Source organism: Rhodococcus sp. OS5, assembly GCF_056837585.1.
In genome coordinates this window covers 6,180,888-6,195,758 of record NZ_CM166368.1, presented here as the reverse complement: position 1 = coordinate 6,195,758, position 14,871 = coordinate 6,180,888, and the positions used below count along the sequence as shown (strand labels likewise).

Here is a 14,871-nt window from a genome sequence, read left to right as displayed (position 1 = left end):
ACCCTAGCTCCCGTACGGGTAGGAACGAGAGATCTCGCCCCACGGCGTGACCTCGATGCGTCCTTGGTGGCCGAGTCCGTTCTCTGCATAGATCGCGATCTCCGGGACGCCGTAGTTCGCGTCCACGATCAAGTGGGTGATCGCGGCGTCCGAAACGTTGACATAGTCGCCTATGTTCACCATGTACGGCGCGAGCTTGTCGATCTGGATGGAACCGAGGTCGAAGGTCGGCTGGCCCGTTCGCCGCGGAATGGACGTCACTTCCCTCTCGAAGCCGTCGCGAAAACTGATGGACTCGGTGAGAGCGGGAGCATCGGGGACCGCCCGGCTCACTGAGGAGTAGTCGCCGTGGAAGCTGGCGTCGTCTACGAACATGTCACCGAACTCTTCTCGATACCTCTCGATGAATGCGCCGATTCCTTCCGGCGTCAACGTGTCGATGTGTGCGATCAGGATCGGTTCGACGGTCGGCTCCGGCACCGGGGTGGTGGTCGGCAACGGCGGAGCGAGGGAAGTAGTGCTGGCATAACTGGCTGTGATGTCTTCCGAGGGCGTCAACGGTGACCGACTCCACGCCACTGCTGCGATCGCGCCGACGACGATCAGAGCAGCAGCACCGACGAACACGGCCTTTCGTGCCGTCGACGTCCGAGGCACCGTTTTGGTCTCGATCTTCGGCACCTGCAGATCGTTGACCAGGCGTGCGAGTGCGAGCAGGGTCTTCGCGGACTTCGCCTTCTCGGTCCGGTCGAAGTAGTCCTCCGCGCTCAACTGCCCTTCGGCGTACGCGGCGTCCAACACATTGCACGTTTCGACGCGATCAAGATCACGAGCACGCGTCATCGGAGAACGAGAAGACTTCACAGGAAGTGATCGTAATGGCTGGTCGCCATGCCCCCAGCCCCCGAAATGTGTTCATCGTGACCCTCCCGAACCGTCCGTCGCGGCACGGACGCACGTACGCTGGTCAGGTGCGGATACAGCGGCAAGTTGTGGACTACGCGCTCGCGCGTCGGTCTGTGCTGGCCGAAGTGTCTGCGGGTCGGACCGACGTCAAGCAGGTGTGTGACGCCGATCCGTACCTACTCAGAGCCGCGAAGTTCCACGGCCGGGGCAGCGACGTCGTCTGCCCCATTTGCCGCAAGGAACAGTTGACGCTCGTGTCCTGGGTGTTCGGCGACAAGCTCGGTCAGGTTTCGGGATCGGCCCGAACCTCGGACGAGCTCGCTCGGCTTGCGGAAACAGCAGAGGAGTTCACGGTGCACGTTGTAGAGGTGTGCCGTACCTGCAGTTGGAACCACTTGGTGCAGTCCTATGTGCTCGGCGCAGTACCTGCGCCGCCGCGACCGCGGCGAGCACGCCCACCAAGCCGGCGCACCGCCAGCGAGTAACGCCACACCCGAAGAAGGGCCCGATCGAAGTCTGCACGTGATCGGTCCGTGACCACTGGAGATTTGATTCGTGAGTTCCCCCAGCAACAACAACCCGGGCGGCAACAACCCGGGTGGCCGTCCCGTCGGTCCCAACCGTCCCGCCGGACCTCCTCAGGGTCGTCCGCCGCAGGGACGTCCCATGGGCCCACCACCGCAGGGACGCCCTCCGATGGGTCCGCCCCCTCAGGGTCGTCCGCCGCAAGGTCGTCCGATGGGACCCCCGCCCCAGGGTCGTCCGCCGCAAGCCCGACCTTCGGGCCCGCCTCCTCAGGGCCGCCCCGCCGGTCCCCCTCCTCAGGGTCGTCCGCCGCAAGGCCGACCTGCCGGCCCGCCGCCTCGAGATCGCGCCGTAGGCGCTCAAGGAGATCGCGCCTCCAGCACTCAGGCGAACGAACCGACCCAGCGCGTCGCGGCAGCAGCAGCGACCACCCGTAGCAACGCGGGCACCCGCCCGCCGGTCGGACCTCCGCCGACGAAGCCGCCGACAGGTGGCTCCGGTGGCGGTGGCAACGACGGACAACCCCCGAAGGGAAGAAAGAGCACCGTGAAGAAGAAGTCCCAGTGGCGCACAGTTCGCCGCTCGGCCTACGTCTTGGTGGCGCTCGGTCTTGTTCTGCCCGTCCTTGCCTTCATGGCGGCGTACATCGTGCAGGACGTCCCCAAGCCCGGTGACCTCAAGACCAATCAGGTGGCGACGGTCTTTGCCGCCGACGGCACCACGGTGATCAGCACTGTCGTCCCGCCAGATGGCAACCGCGTCGAGGTCTCGCTCGATCAGGTACCGCCGCACGTTCGCAACGCTGTTCTGGCCGCAGAGGACCGCGATTTCTACTCGAACCCGGGCTTCTCGATCTCCGGTTTCGCACGCGCGGCCCGAGACAACGTCCTCGGTCGCGACAGCGCCGGTGGTGGCTCGACCATCACGCAGCAGTACGTCAAGAAGGCGCTTGTCGGCTCGGAGCGTTCGCTGACGCGAAAGATGAAGGAACTCGTCATCTCCTCGAAGATGGCCAACGAGTGGTCCAAGGACGACATCCTCGCCGCGTATCTGAACACCATTTACTTCGGTCGCGGCGCATACGGCATCGGCGCAGCATCCAAGGCTTACTTCGGTAAGCCCGTCGACCAGCTGTCCATCGAAGAAGGCGCCGTCCTGGCGTCGTCGATCCAGCTTCCGTCGCTCCTCGATCCCGAGACCAACCCGACAGGCGCGAAGTCCCGTTGGGATTACGTGCTCGACGGCATGGTGTCCGCCGGCACGCTGGATCAGGCCGCGCGCACGCCGATGCAGTACCCCGCCTACATCCCGCTCGCCCAGGTCGACAACAGCAGCCAGGGCTCGACCGGACCCGAAGGCCTGATCAAGCGTCAGGTGCTCAAGGAGATCGGCGACGCTGGAATCAGCGAGCAGTTGCTCAACACCGAGGGCTTGCAGATCACCACGACCATCGACCCGCAGGCTCAGGCCGCAGCGGTCGAGGCAGCCCGTTCCAACATGGAGGGTGAGCCGGAGAATCTGCGTACCGCAGTTGTCTCGGTCGATCCGAAGACCGGAGCCGTCAAGGCGTACTACGGCGGTGAGGACGGCGCGGGATACGACTTCGCGAATGCCGGACTTCAGACTGGTTCCTCGTTCAAGGTGTTCGGCCTCGCAGCCGCCCTGGATCAGGGAATCCCGCTCTCGCAGATGTACGACAGCTCACCGCTGACCGTCAACGGCATCTCCATCGGCAACGTCGAAGGTGAAAGCTGCGGCACCTGCACCATCGCAGAGGCGCTCAAGCGTTCGCTGAACACCAGCTTCTACCGTCAGATGCTCAGCCTCGACGGCAACGGCCCGCAGGAAATCGCGGACATCGCTCACAAGGCAGGCATCCCGAAGGACATCCCGGGCGTCGGCCCGTCGCTCACCGAGGCCGACGGTTCCGGCCCCAACAACGGCATCGTGCTCGGCCAGTACCAGGCCCGCGTGCTCGACATGGCGTCGTCGTACGCGACACTCGCCGCGTCCGGTACGTATCACGCACCGCACTTCGTGCAGAAGGTCGTCGCGGCCGACGGCACCGTGCTGCTGGACCGCGGCGCGCCCGCCGGTGAAGACCGCATCGACGCTGCCGTGGCGGACAACGTGACGGCTGCGATGCAGCCGATCGCGGCGTACTCGCGCGGTCACAACCTGGCCGGCGGACGTCTGTCGGCGTCGAAGACAGGTACCGCGCAGCTCGGTGACACCGGAGCCAACAAGGACGCGTGGATGGTCGGCTACACGCCGTCGCTTTCGACCGCGGTCTGGGTCGGAACTCCCGACGGTGAAGCGATCACCAATTCCGGTGGCGCGATGATCTACGGCTCGGGTCTGCCTTCGGACATCTGGAAGGACACGATGGACGGCGCCCTCGAGGGCACCGACAACGAGAAGTTCCCGACGCCGGGCAAGATCAACGGTCAAGCCGGTGGTGTTCCGGAGTACACGGCTCCCGCACCGCCCAAGACGTCGGCGCCGCCGACCACTGCACCGACGACGACGGAAACCACTCCGCCGCCCGTGGTGACAACGACGCAGGTCGAGGTTCTGCCGGGCATCACGATCCCGATTCCGGGCATCTCCCGGCCGACGACAACCACGCCACAGGTACCAGGGGCAGGCGAGACCACCGAGGAAGAACCGGCAGGTGTGAGCCCCGGCCAGTAGTTGGAGGGTGGTCGGTTCGAAAGACGGTAACCTCGCGGAGTGGCCGCGAATGCTGATGATGCCGAACCGACCTCCCCCGCTCCGCTGGCCGAAGATCTTCGTTCGGCGGATTGGCGGGACGTTCCCAGTCGCAACGACGCGATGGTGTCTGCGCTGTCGGGAACCGTCGGCGGTCCGGTAGGTCGTCACGCACTGATCGGGCGCACTCGCTTCTTCACACCGATGAGAGTGATCCTTCTGCTCGCCGTGGTGTTCTTGGCTTTCGGCTGGTTCGCGAAGGCTGGCTGTATTCAGCAGGCGCCGGTCGGCGAGAGCGGGCAGGTCGGCCTCGACTGGAGTGGCAGCCGTCAGTACGTGGCGATGTGTTACTCCGACACCGTTCCGCTGTACGGAGCCGAGCGCCTCGATCAGGGAGCATTCCCGTACAAGACGTCGTGGGAAGAAGTACGCGGCGACGGTTCGATCCAGATGCGGTACATGGAGTATCCGGTCATCTCGGGGCTCTATCAGTACGGCGCAATGAAAGTCGCCAAGGCGTGGGATTCGATCACCTGGCTGCCGGGCGCGATTCAGGTGGCGCTCTATTTCAACGTCGTGGCGTTCGGGTTGGCGTTGGCGTGGCTGGTCACCGTGTGGGCGAGCACCCTGCTGGCCGGACGACGAGTGTGGGACGGCGCTCTGATCGCGTGCTCCCCTTTGGTGATCGTGCACGTGTTCACGAACTTCGATCCTCTGGCGACGGCGTTCGCGGCGGGTGGGTTGTTGGCGTGGGCACGCAAGCGGCCCGTGCTCGCGGGAATCCTGCTCGGCCTGGGCGGCGCCGCAAAGCTCTACCCGCTGCTCCTACTGGGACCGCTCTTGGTCCTGTGTCTGCGCGCGGGCAAGACGAGGGACTGGCTGGTGACCGCTCTCAGCGCGGTCGCGGCATGGCTTGCGGTGAACCTGCCCATTGCCGCGCTGTACCCCCATGGTTGGTACGAGTTCTTCCGGCTCAACTCCGAACGCGGGGCCGATCCGGATTCGCTCTACAACGTGATCGCGTCGTTCACGTCGTGGAAGGGCCTCGACGGTCCTCTCGCACAGGGTGAGTCACCGTCGAATCTCAACGCCGTCTCTCTGCTTTTGTTCGTGGCCGTCTGCATCGGTGTCGGATACGTCGCCCTGACGGCGCAGCGTCGTCCGCGAGTTGCGCAGCTGTGCTTCCTGTTGGTGGCGGGCTTCCTGCTCACCAACAAGGTGTGGAGCCCGCAGTATTCTCTGTGGCTGGTGCCGCTGGCCGTGTTGGCCTTGCCGCACCGCAGACTCCTGCTCGCGTGGATGACCATCGACGCCCTGGTCTGGGTTCCACGAATGATGTATTACCTCGGTGTGTCCAACAAGGGGCTGCCCGAGCAGTGGTTCACCGGAACCGTCGTGATCCGGGACATCGCGGTACTCGTTCTGTGCGCGCTGGTGCTCCGGCAGATCTACCGGCCGTCGGAGGATCTCGTGCGGTACGGGTTCATCGACGATCCGGCGGGCGGTGTTCTCGATCAAGCACCGGACAAACAACCTGCCTGGCTACCCGGTTGGCTGAAGCCGTCCAAGGCGAAGGAACCGGAACCCGTCACGGTCTGAGGTCACCACTCGTCGAGGGTGGTGTACCCGTCCTGGACCGCGCGGGCAAACAATGCTGCCTTCGTGGGAGCCGGCCGCCCGACGTCGCTGTACTTCGTGCGGATCCGAGTGATGTGTGTGTTGACGGTGCAGACGCGTAGGCCGAGCGTCTCGGCGACCTCGGACTTGGAATCCGAACGTAGCCAGGCAAGAAGTACTTCGATCTCGCGGACGCTCAGCTTCGGCTTGTGCTTGCCGTGCTTGGGGTTGCCGACTCGGGACACGTTTGCCTCGATCTTCGGAGAAATGCCGATTGAAGACATGCGAGTAGCGCCTTTCGACGGAGGGGATGGGCGTCGACTGCCGTATTTGCAGAAGGGCTGCTGGCTCGGGGTGCGACTGAGACGAGTATTTCGATCGAGGTGTCTCAGTGGAACGGGTGCAACTCTCTCGATACAGAGTCCATACAACGGACAAGTCCCCTACCTGCTCCGATAGAGTGCGTCGCTATGAACTCGAAGGCAGAAGCCGGTACGCACAATCAGGTCGATCCCGCCCGGATCGAGTCGCGTGGGCAGTTTGCTGAGATGCTCACTGCACTGCGGAACGCAGCCGGACTGACGGTCCGCGAAGCCGTCGAGCGTTCGGGTGGTTTGCACGGAACCGTCAGCGGATGGTTTGCCGGCCAACACCTGCCGACGCCGGCGAGTACCCCGATGTTTTTCGCGCTCCTCGAGGCCTGCGGCGTCGATTCCGAGGATGAGCGGGAGCGCTGGATCAGTGCGGTGCAACGAGTGAGACAGCTGACGGCCAGACGACGCGGCGACGCCACCGTTCCGTATCGAGGTCTCGAGTCGTTCCGGCAGGAGGATGCCGAGTGGTTCTTCGGTCGAGACGAACTCACTGCCAACTTGGTCGAGCGGGTGGCGTCGGCGATACGAGGTGTCGGTCGCCGTCAGTTCATGGTGATCGGTGCTTCAGGATCGGGTAAGTCGTCGTTGCTGCGGGCCGGGCTCGCCCCCAAGGTTGCCGAGGGCGATTCACGGTTCGACGGCTGGCGGGTGGAAATCCTGCAGCCGGGTACGGGAGGAATTCCGTCGTCGATTTCCGACGAACCAACCGTCTTGATCCTCGACCAGTTCGAGGAACTGTGGACGCAGTGCGACGGTGATCGGCGCGAGGAAATACTGCAGACACTCGCGGAACTCGGTGAGAACACCATCGCCGTCATCGGAATGCGCGCCGACTTCTACGGGCTCGCGGCGGAGGAACCGCTTTTGGTGCCGCTGCTCGACGATTCGCCGATGGTGGTCGGGCCACTGACCGACGAACAATTGCGCGAGGTGATCGTCGAGCCGGCGGTCAAGGCCGGGATGACCGTGCAGAGCGAATTGGTTCAGGTTCTGGTATCCGAGCTGACACCACGCGGCTCGCGTACGGCGAGCGACCCCGGAGCTTTGCCCTTGCTGTCACACGCACTGTTGGGGACCTGGCAACGGTCGACGCGTAAAACTCTGACCGTCTCGGATTACTACGCCACCGACGGGATCGCCGGAGCTGTCCAGCAAAGCGCGGAGGAAGTGTACGGCGAGCTCACAGATAGGCAGCAGCAGTTTGCGTGCAGGATCTTTCTGCGATTGGTCAACGTCGACGAAGTGACGCAGACGCGTCGGCGGGCACCGCGCACCGAACTCTTCCTCGGTGACGACGTCGACGACGTGAATACCGTCATCGACCGGTTCGCCTTACGCCGCCTTCTCACCGTCGACGAGGAGACCGTCGAGGTTTCGCACGAGGTCTTGCTGTCCGCGTGGAGTCGGCTTCGCGATTGGATCGACTCGGACCGCGCCGGTCTGGCGGTGCATCGCCGGTTCACCTACGCGGCGCAGGTGTGGGAAGACAGTGGACGCGACCCCGGCGCGCTGCTCGGACCCGCACGTCTTCATCTGACGGAAGAATGGCTGCGTTCGGGCGAACTCGGGCTCCCACTGGAACCGAGTCGGACCCGCGCCGCCGACCTCAATGCCGCCGAGCGGGAGTACCTCGCCGCGAGCATCGAGCATCGTGATCAGCAGGAATTTGCCGATCGCCGACGTACACGCGTGCTACGACGGCTCGTGACTGCGCTGGCAGCCGCGTCGGTGATCGCTCTGGTGTTGGCGGTGGTTGCCACCGTCGCCGGTATCGGCGCCAATCGTCAACGTGTCCAAGCAGATACTGCGCGCGACGAGGCGATGTCGCGTCAGGTGGCCACCGAGTCGATCAGGATGCGTGAGCGGGATCCGTCGCTGGCGTCGCAGCTTGCTCTGGCGGCATTTGCGGTCAACGAAACGACCGAAGCCCGCTCGGCATTGCTGGATGCGTCGGGCGTTCATTCGGCTACTCGCATCATCGGACCGCCCGGCGCGATGAAGGCCCGGATCAACCCAGCTGGAACTGTTGTGGCGGTGGGTGGTTCGGACGGAAAAGTCAGGCTTTATCCGATGGTGGACGGTGTGGCCTCAGCTGTTCCGCAGGCGGAGTTCCTCGGAGTCTCGGAGGGCACGGCCCTCTTTGCCGTCGCCTACAGCCCGGACGGACGGCTCCTTGCGACCGGTGGCGCCGGCGGCGCTGCACTCTGGGATGTGTCGGACCCGAAGAATCCGGTCCGTGGAACACTTCCCGTCGACGGTGAACGCGTAGTGCAGGACATGGAGTTCAGCCCGGACGGAACCAAGCTGGTCGCCGGTACCTCGACGCCCGACGTCCTGCGATGGAACATCGACACCTCCACGAATGCCATTGCTTTGCCTGCACTTCCGCACCCAGCTGACGGCATTGTCACCGCTACGTTCAGCCCCGACGGACGTTTCCTCGTGGCGGGCGGGCGTCAAGCGACTCTGCGCGTGTGGGACGTCGCGAAGTGGGGTGAGGAACCGGCGCCGATCTTCGCGACCGAGCCCAACGGCACCACCGTCCACTACCTCGGCGTTGCCTTCAGCCCGGACGGACGTGAGCTCGCGGCGGGAACCACTGGCAGGGAGGTGGTTCGGTGGGACATGAGCGATCCGGCGCGCCCCACTCCCCTGCAGGCACTGACGGGATTTTCCAGCTACGTCAACGAACTGAACTACGGCAAAGACGGAACACGTCTTGCCGCAGGAAGTTCCGACAACTCCGTGCGCGTGTGGGACCCCCGAACCGGGGCATTGATCGAAACACTTCCGGACAGTGGGGCGGTGACCACAGTCGACTACAGCGATGACGGCCGCAATCTGGTCACCGGGGGACTCAACGGTGTGACTCGCGTGTGGGCTCTTCCGGGTCCGGTCTGGGCGGGAGCTCGGGACACGATCTTCACCAGTCCCTTTGCCGCGGACGGCTCGCGTCTGGTGGCCGGCGTCGGTGCCAGGGGTGGCGCGATGTTGGCTTGGAACACCGAGGATCTCGATCGCCCCGCGGTGATGCCGGAGTTGAAACCGCAAGGGGCCGACACTTTCAGCGGTGCGTCGGCGGTGTCGGCAGACGGGAACCTGGCTGTGAGCGGCACCGGCGGCGGCGGTGCATATCTTTGGGACCTGAGTGATCCGGCGTCGCCACGTATCTACGGCGAGCCTGCGGTATATGTGAAGGGCATCGTGGCGGTTGTCGCACTGAATCCCGCCGGAGATCTGCTGGCGGTGTCCTCGCAGGACGACAACAGTATTGCGTTGGTCGACGTTTCCGACCCGTCGGCTCCGAAACTGTTGTCGTTGACCGATGTCGGCTCCTACCCGCAGATGATGGCCTTTCAGCCAGGTACCGACATCTTGGCGATCGCGAACGCCAAGAACGAAGTGGATCTGTGGGACGTGTCGAACGCAGCGTCGCCCCGGGTGGCGGCGACGGTGGGTGGATTCGAAAGCTACGCATTAGCAGTGTCTTTCAGCGCCGACGGAACGCTGTTGGCCGCTGGAAGTGCGGATCACGGTGTCGCCGTGTGGGACGTACGCACACCGTCGGCACCCGAGGAACTCGCTCGTCTCGTCGGCCCCGAGGGCGCAATCTATTCGATCTCGTTCAACCGCGCCGGTGATCGGCTCGCTGCCGGTGTCGGCGACGGAACCGTCTGGCTCTGGGACATCGAGACTCCCTCGCAGGCAACACGATTTGCGACGCTGTCCGCCTACCCGGGTCGCGTCAACGACGCTCAGTTCGCCGGCGAGAGTGACATGATCGCGGGTAGCGGGTCGGACAAGACCGTTCGCTTGTGGGGAATCGACCCCGACGGCGTCGTTGATCGATTGTGCCGCACCGCAGGATCTCCCATCACGGAAGCCGAATGGGAGCGGTACCTACCCGGTGTTCCCTATCAGGATCCGTGTGCCGGCTGACGTGGGTCAGTTCATCCAGAACTCGAGCGCCGGTTCCCGACCCAGCTCGCCTCCGCTGCCGGTGATCACCAGTCCGGCGGAGGTGAGCTTGTACGTCACGTCCTTGTTGGTGACGGTGAATCCGTTGCCGGTGGGCGTCGGATCGTCGAGTTCGATGGTGGCGCCGTCGCTCAGCCGTTGACCCTTGTAGTAGTAACGCCCGACTCCGGTTTCGCAGATGACGATTCGTGATCCGGTCGTGACGGCGATGGCGACGGCAGGATTGGTGGAGTTGCAACTGGGGCCGCCGGAGATGAAGCCCTGACGGTTGGTGCCCGAGACGGTCGGCGCTGGTCCGATCGAGGTTGTGACGCGTGGGGGCGTCGTCGTTTTCGGCGCTGTGGTGGGTGCACTCGGCGCCCGAGTCGTGGTCGTGGAGTACGAGTACGGCGTCGTATAGGTGAGACTCCGCGAACTCGCTTCATTGGCGGCGTTGCCGAAAGCGGCGGCGAGCAGCCCGAAGAACGCGATCCACACGATCACGGCCAGGATGCCGAGTGCGGTGAAGATGTAGCCGATGATCAGTCCGGCAAGGGCGAGTCCGTCGCCTTCTTCGCCGGTCCGTTTGATCTGGCCGCGAGCGATGTGCCCGAAGACGATCCCCAACGGCGCGATGAGGAACGCGAAGACGAGGGCGAGTACCGCGAGTGTGTTCGTCGGCCGCCTGCCGTACGGATCGGGCTGCCCGTACGGAGCCGGTTGCCAATTCTGATTGCCCTGGTACCCGTACCCACCCTGATCGCTCATGAGGTGAATCTTGGCATGGACTTCGTCGAAGAGTGCAGGTGATGGCTAGTTTCGGGTACGTGTCTCGAGTTGAGGTGCGATGGTCGGCCAATCGTCGTCGGTCATCGCGAACAGCGCTGTTGTACGCCAACTGCCGTCGACACGGCGTCGGTGCTTGCGCAGCAGGCCCTCGAACTGGGCGCCGAGCTTTGCGATCGCGGCCCTGGACTGTTCGTTGAACTCGTCCGTGTGCCACTCGACGCGTACGGCTTCGAGCTGGTCGAAGGCGTGACGAAGCAGGAGCAGCTTCGATTCGGGATTGATCCCGGTTCCCTGAACCGATCGCGACAACCACGTGTATCCGATTGCAAGACTGCGGTTTACCGGGTCGATCTGGTACATGGACGTGGTGCCGACCACGGCGTTCGTCGCGATGTTCACCTGCGCGAAGGCGATCCGATTAGGGTCGTCGGTTGCTGCAGCGATGTACTTCTGTGCCTGTTCCCGATCGGTGATGGGCGATGCGGTCCAACGAAAGATCGCCGGGTCGTCGGCAGCAGCGAGCAGAGCGTCGGTGTGCGCGACGCCCAGGGGTTCGAGTCGGACACGATCACCGGTCAGCGTCGGTGATTCGAACCATGATGCAGTCATCAGGCGTGCTCCCGTGAGTGAGTCGGAAGGTTGTTGTCGGAGTTCGCAATCTGATCGGTCCCACCGGCAAGCGGATACCGCAACGGGACTCGCAGGAACAAGAAGAAGAACACGGCGAGCAGGACGACGTGGCCCCACACACTCGCCTGGACGACGGCTTCGTACTTGCTCGGATCGAGATTCATGTCCAGTTGGTAGAAGTACCGGAAGATGCCGATACCCAACGCAGCGTCGGCGACCAGATAGGCGACGATCCAGAACCACCGGATCTTGAACAGTACGAGGAAAGGCAGGATCCACAGTGTGTACTGCGGTGAATTGACCTTGTGCAGCAACACGAATCCGCACAGCATCGCGGCACTGACTGCAATCCACGGAAAGTAGCCGTCGCGGACGTAGCGGCGCCAACCCAGATACATCGCGAGCGCGAATGACAACAGGATCATCACCGGAGACAGGATGCTCACCAGTGCGTCGTAGTCGGCGTTGAGCTCGCGAACTCCGAAACCGTAGAACGGGCGCAAACCCCAGAACCACACCGAGTTGGTGGTGATGTCCGCGCTTCGCTTCTCCTGGAAGCTGAACGACGCGCGCCAGCCTTCGTAGGAAATGAGGGCGAACGGCAGGTTGACGAGGACGACGGTGACGATCGCCGCGCCCGCCGTCATCAGCGCTCCACGAACGTCGTAGCGCTTGCCTTCGGTGCCGCGTAGAAGCACGTAGGCCATGAGCGGCAGCACGAACATTCCCGGGTACAGCTTCAAACAGAAACCGATCGCCAGGATGACGGCCGCCAGAACCGCGCGAGTTCGCAGCGGGATCCGCTCGAACGTCATCAGGAAGATCGCGCCGACGCTGGTGGCCACCACCGGGAGCTCCCAGTTGTGGAATGCGTACAGAACCAGGGGCGGAGTCGCCGACCACACGAGCGCGTACGCGCCGCTCATCTTGCCGAGCATCCACGCCGTGAGCAGTCCGAAAGGAGCCAGGATCAGGGCCGAGTGCAGAAGGAAATCGGTGTCGGTGTGTGAGCCGATACCGCCCAGCCACATCAGAATTCCGCTGAGCACCGGGTATTCGACGGTTCCGCCGGTCAGGAATCCTTCGGGCGTTATCCCTCCGGTGACGAAGGGGAACAGATGCTGATCGATACCTCGTCCGAGCCAGAGCAACTGAATGTCGGAGTAGCAGACGTCGATGTTCTTGTTGACGTCGAAGTTCAGGCTTCGTCCGTCGGGCGCGAACGGTGCACCGCCGCATCTGGCCTTGTTGAAATAGCCCAGCGCCATCGTCAGCCCGCACAATCCGACGACCAACGCCAGGATCGACGCCGGGGTCTTGCGGTCTGTTCGCATGATTCTCACCCTAGGGGGCGCAGTGGCTCGCGGGGTGATGCGTCTGCACCACGCGTCGCGCATCGACCCGGTGGTCTTCCCGGAGGGCCGGGACGATTTCCCTGGTCAAGGCCCCTCGTGTAACCTACGAGGGTTGCTGACGCAACGACCCTCCTGCCACGGATAGTCCGTGGCCGTTTTCACTTAGTCCACAGGAGGTGATGAGGTCTTATGCGTCATTACGAATTGATGGTCATCCTTGACCCCAGCCTGGACGAGCGCACTGTCGCTCCTTCACTGGATACGTTCCTCAATGTTGTGCGCCAGCACGGCGGCACGATCGACAAGGTCGATGTCTGGGGTAAGCGTCGTCTCGCCTACGAGATCCTGAAGCATGCTGAAGGTATCTACGCGGTGATCGACATCAACGCCACTCCCGCCACCGTCGCTGAGCTCGATCGTCAGCTCGGTCTGAACGAGTCGGTTCTGCGCACGAAGGTTCTGCGCCACAACAAGTAATTACTGTCGGTAGCGAGCTCTACTCTCGCGCCCAACGGTCTTACATCAATGCAGGAGGAACCACATGGCTGGCGACACCATCATCACCGTCATCGGAAACCTGACGGCTGATCCTGAACTTCGTTTCACCCCGGCGGGTGCCGCGGTTGCAAACTTCACGGTTGCTTCCACGCCCCGCACCTTCGACCGTAATTCCAATGAATGGAAAGACGGCGATGCGCTGTTCATGCGTTGCAACATCTGGCGCGAAGCAGCCGAGAACGTCGCGGAGAGCTTGACCCGTGGTTCACGAGTAATCGTGAGCGGCCGGCTCAAGCAGCGTTCGTACGAAACTCGCGAGGGCGAAAAGCGAACTGTCGTCGAGCTCGAAGTCGATGAAATCGGTCCTTCACTGAAGTACGCCACGGCTAAGGTCAACAAGGCCAACCGTGGTGGCGGCGGTGGAGGCGGCAACTTCGGCGGTTCCTCCGGCGGATCGGGTGGCGGACGTCCGAGCGCTGCACCTTCGGGTGGAGACGATCCTTGGGGCAGTGCGCCTCAGGCTTCGGGCTCCTTCGGTGGTGCGGGCAGCGACGAACCGCCCTTCTGATCCGTACCTGATCAGGAACATCCAGAAAAGAGCAAAGACATGCCGAAGCCGCCCTTGCGCGACAAGGTTATGAAGAAGAAGGTCTGCACCTTCTGCAAAGAGAAGAACACGCAGATCAACTACAAGGACACGACGTTGCTTCGTAAGTACGTCAGCGATCGCGGAAAGATCCGTGCTCGCCGTGTCACCGGCAATTGCGTCCAGCACCAGCGCGACGTTGCCATTGCCGTCAAGAACTCACGTGAGGTAGCACTGCTGCCTTACGCCACCGTGGCTCGCTAAGGAAAGGGAGGAAAGAACATGAAGCTCATCCTCACCGCTGACGTGGACAACCTCGGTGCGCCTGGCGACACCGTGGAGGTCAAGGACGGCTACGGCCGTAACTACCTGCTCCCCCGCGGACTGGCAATCGTCGCCACCCGTGGCGCCGAGAAGCAGGTCGAGGGCATCCGTCGTGCACAGGAAGCGCGCGCTGTGCGCGGCCTGGATCACGCCAAGGAGCTCAAGGCAGCTATCGAGGGCCTCGAGTCCGTAACGCTGACGGTCAAGACCGCCGGTGGCTCGGGCAAGCTCTTCGGTTCGGTTACCGTCGCTGACGTCGCTGCTGCGATCAAGGCTGCCGGTGGACCGGTTGTCGACAAGCGCTCCATCGTGTTGCCGAAGGCTCACATCAAGAACACGGGCAAGCACGCCGTGGTCGTGAACCTGCACCCCGATGTGGTTGCCAAGTTCAACCTGAACGTCGTCGGCGCATAGTCGACTGTTCGTCTCGCCGGGCCCCGCACACTTCGGTGTGCGGGGCCCGACGTTTGTTTCGGGGTGCGGTGTGCCGCCTGTCAGCGTCCCGAATCGGACCTGGGGATAACTCTCACACTGTGATGTTCGACTTGGTGATCAGTGACGAATCGGGCGAGGCAACACGCCCGACACGCCGACGCGC

13 protein-coding genes are annotated in these 14,871 nt (G+C 63.6%); 8 read left to right on the top strand and 5 right to left on the bottom strand.

Annotated features, from left to right (window positions below):
• Window positions 1–3: 3 nt before the first annotated feature.
• Window positions 4–843: a DUF1707 SHOCT-like domain-containing protein gene (locus ACVZUB_RS29045; RefSeq protein WP_007735521.1), complete on the bottom strand. Its 840-nt coding sequence runs from the start codon at window positions 841–843 to the stop codon at window positions 4–6.
• Window positions 844–971: 128 nt separating this feature from the next.
• On the opposite strand from ACVZUB_RS29045, the gene ACVZUB_RS29040 reads away from it, so the two are divergent.
• The 3 genes from ACVZUB_RS29040 (at window position 972) to ACVZUB_RS29030 (ending at window position 5,742) form a co-directional block, all read left to right on the top strand.
• Window positions 972–1,391 carry a DUF5318 family protein gene (locus ACVZUB_RS29040; protein ID WP_042448217.1) on the top strand — a complete coding sequence of 140 codons (420 nt, stop codon included), beginning with the start codon at window positions 972–974 and terminating at the stop codon, window positions 1,389–1,391.
• 586 nt (window positions 1,392–1,977) lie between these two features.
• Complete coding sequence (locus ACVZUB_RS29035; RefSeq protein ID WP_482628556.1) at window positions 1,978–4,125, top strand: transglycosylase domain-containing protein; 2,148 nt, start codon at window positions 1,978–1,980, stop codon at window positions 4,123–4,125.
• A 39-nt stretch (window positions 4,126–4,164) separates the two neighbouring features.
• Window positions 4,165–5,742: a glycosyltransferase family 87 protein gene (locus ACVZUB_RS29030; RefSeq protein WP_030537124.1), complete on the top strand. Its 1,578-nt coding sequence runs from the start codon at window positions 4,165–4,167 to the stop codon at window positions 5,740–5,742.
• A 2-nt stretch (window positions 5,743–5,744) separates the two neighbouring features.
• Here ACVZUB_RS29030 and ACVZUB_RS29025 read toward each other — a convergent pair whose 3' ends face one another.
• Window positions 5,745–6,044, bottom strand: coding sequence for a helix-turn-helix transcriptional regulator (locus tag ACVZUB_RS29025; RefSeq protein WP_003941253.1), 300 nt, complete (start codon window positions 6,042–6,044; stop codon window positions 5,745–5,747).
• A gap of 186 nt (window positions 6,045–6,230) precedes the next feature.
• Between ACVZUB_RS29025 and ACVZUB_RS29020 the strand changes: the two genes are divergently transcribed.
• Window positions 6,231–10,073, top strand: coding sequence for an nSTAND1 domain-containing NTPase (locus ACVZUB_RS29020; protein WP_482628012.1), 3,843 nt, complete (start codon window positions 6,231–6,233; stop codon window positions 10,071–10,073).
• A gap of 6 nt (window positions 10,074–10,079) precedes the next feature.
• On the opposite strand, the gene ACVZUB_RS29015 is transcribed toward ACVZUB_RS29020, so the two are convergent.
• The 3 genes from ACVZUB_RS29015 to ACVZUB_RS29005 are packed head-to-tail and all read right to left on the bottom strand — an operon-like array spanning window position 10,080 to window position 12,844.
• On the bottom strand, window positions 10,080–10,859 hold the full coding sequence (locus tag ACVZUB_RS29015) for a DUF4190 domain-containing protein (protein WP_030537127.1): 780 nt from the start codon (window positions 10,857–10,859) through the stop codon (window positions 10,080–10,082).
• A 45-nt stretch (window positions 10,860–10,904) separates the two neighbouring features.
• Window positions 10,905–11,489, bottom strand: a complete 585-nt coding sequence (locus tag ACVZUB_RS29010) for a GNAT family N-acetyltransferase (protein WP_042922028.1) — start codon at window positions 11,487–11,489, stop codon at window positions 10,905–10,907.
• The gene (locus ACVZUB_RS29005; RefSeq protein WP_003941247.1) at window positions 11,489–12,844 is read right to left on the bottom strand and encodes a glycosyltransferase family 87 protein; all 1,356 of its coding nucleotides are present in this window, start codon (window positions 12,842–12,844) and stop codon (window positions 11,489–11,491) included. The genes ACVZUB_RS29010 and ACVZUB_RS29005 overlap by 1 nt, the downstream gene beginning before the upstream one ends.
• Before the next feature lie 210 nt (window positions 12,845–13,054).
• Here ACVZUB_RS29005 and rpsF point away from each other — a divergent pair, with 210 nt between their 5' ends.
• The 4 genes from rpsF (at window position 13,055) to rplI (ending at window position 14,687) form a co-directional block, all read left to right on the top strand.
• The gene (gene rpsF, locus ACVZUB_RS29000) at window positions 13,055–13,342 is read left to right on the top strand and encodes a 30S ribosomal protein S6 (protein WP_003941237.1); all 288 of its coding nucleotides are present in this window, start codon (window positions 13,055–13,057) and stop codon (window positions 13,340–13,342) included.
• A gap of 64 nt (window positions 13,343–13,406) precedes the next feature.
• The gene (locus ACVZUB_RS28995) at window positions 13,407–13,931 is read left to right on the top strand and encodes a single-stranded DNA-binding protein (protein ID WP_003941248.1); all 525 of its coding nucleotides are present in this window, start codon (window positions 13,407–13,409) and stop codon (window positions 13,929–13,931) included.
• Window positions 13,932–13,970: 39 nt separating this feature from the next.
• Entirely contained in the window at window positions 13,971–14,213 is a 243-nt protein-coding gene (rpsR, locus tag ACVZUB_RS28990) for a 30S ribosomal protein S18 (RefSeq protein ID WP_003941245.1), read from the top strand.
• A gap of 18 nt (window positions 14,214–14,231) precedes the next feature.
• Complete coding sequence (rplI, locus tag ACVZUB_RS28985; protein WP_007735531.1) at window positions 14,232–14,687, top strand: 50S ribosomal protein L9; 456 nt, start codon at window positions 14,232–14,234, stop codon at window positions 14,685–14,687.
• The last annotated feature ends 184 nt before the right edge of the window (window positions 14,688–14,871 follow it).

What these genes read in the sequence shown, in the direction of transcription:
- ACVZUB_RS29045 (WP_007735521.1), bottom strand. Translation starts at nt 843, where the DNA reads ATGACGCGTGCTCGTGATCTTGATCGCGTCGAAACGTGCAATGTGTTG.
- ACVZUB_RS29025 (WP_003941253.1), bottom strand. Translation starts at nt 6,044, where the DNA reads ATGTCTTCAATCGGCATTTCTCCGAAGATCGAGGCAAACGTGTCCCGA.
- ACVZUB_RS29020 (WP_482628012.1), top strand. Translation starts at nt 6,231, where the DNA reads ATGAACTCGAAGGCAGAAGCCGGTACGCACAATCAGGTCGATCCCGCC.
- ACVZUB_RS29015 (WP_030537127.1), bottom strand. Translation starts at nt 10,859, where the DNA reads ATGAGCGATCAGGGTGGGTACGGGTACCAGGGCAATCAGAATTGGCAA.
- ACVZUB_RS29010 (WP_042922028.1), bottom strand. Translation starts at nt 11,489, where the DNA reads ATGACTGCATCATGGTTCGAATCACCGACGCTGACCGGTGATCGTGTC.
- ACVZUB_RS29005 (WP_003941247.1), bottom strand. Translation starts at nt 12,844, where the DNA reads ATGCGAACAGACCGCAAGACCCCGGCGTCGATCCTGGCGTTGGTCGTC.
- rpsF (WP_003941237.1), top strand. Translation starts at nt 13,055, where the DNA reads ATGCGTCATTACGAATTGATGGTCATCCTTGACCCCAGCCTGGACGAG.
- ACVZUB_RS28995 (WP_003941248.1), top strand. Translation starts at nt 13,407, where the DNA reads ATGGCTGGCGACACCATCATCACCGTCATCGGAAACCTGACGGCTGAT.
- rpsR (WP_003941245.1), top strand. Translation starts at nt 13,971, where the DNA reads ATGCCGAAGCCGCCCTTGCGCGACAAGGTTATGAAGAAGAAGGTCTGC.
- rplI (WP_007735531.1), top strand. Translation starts at nt 14,232, where the DNA reads ATGAAGCTCATCCTCACCGCTGACGTGGACAACCTCGGTGCGCCTGGC.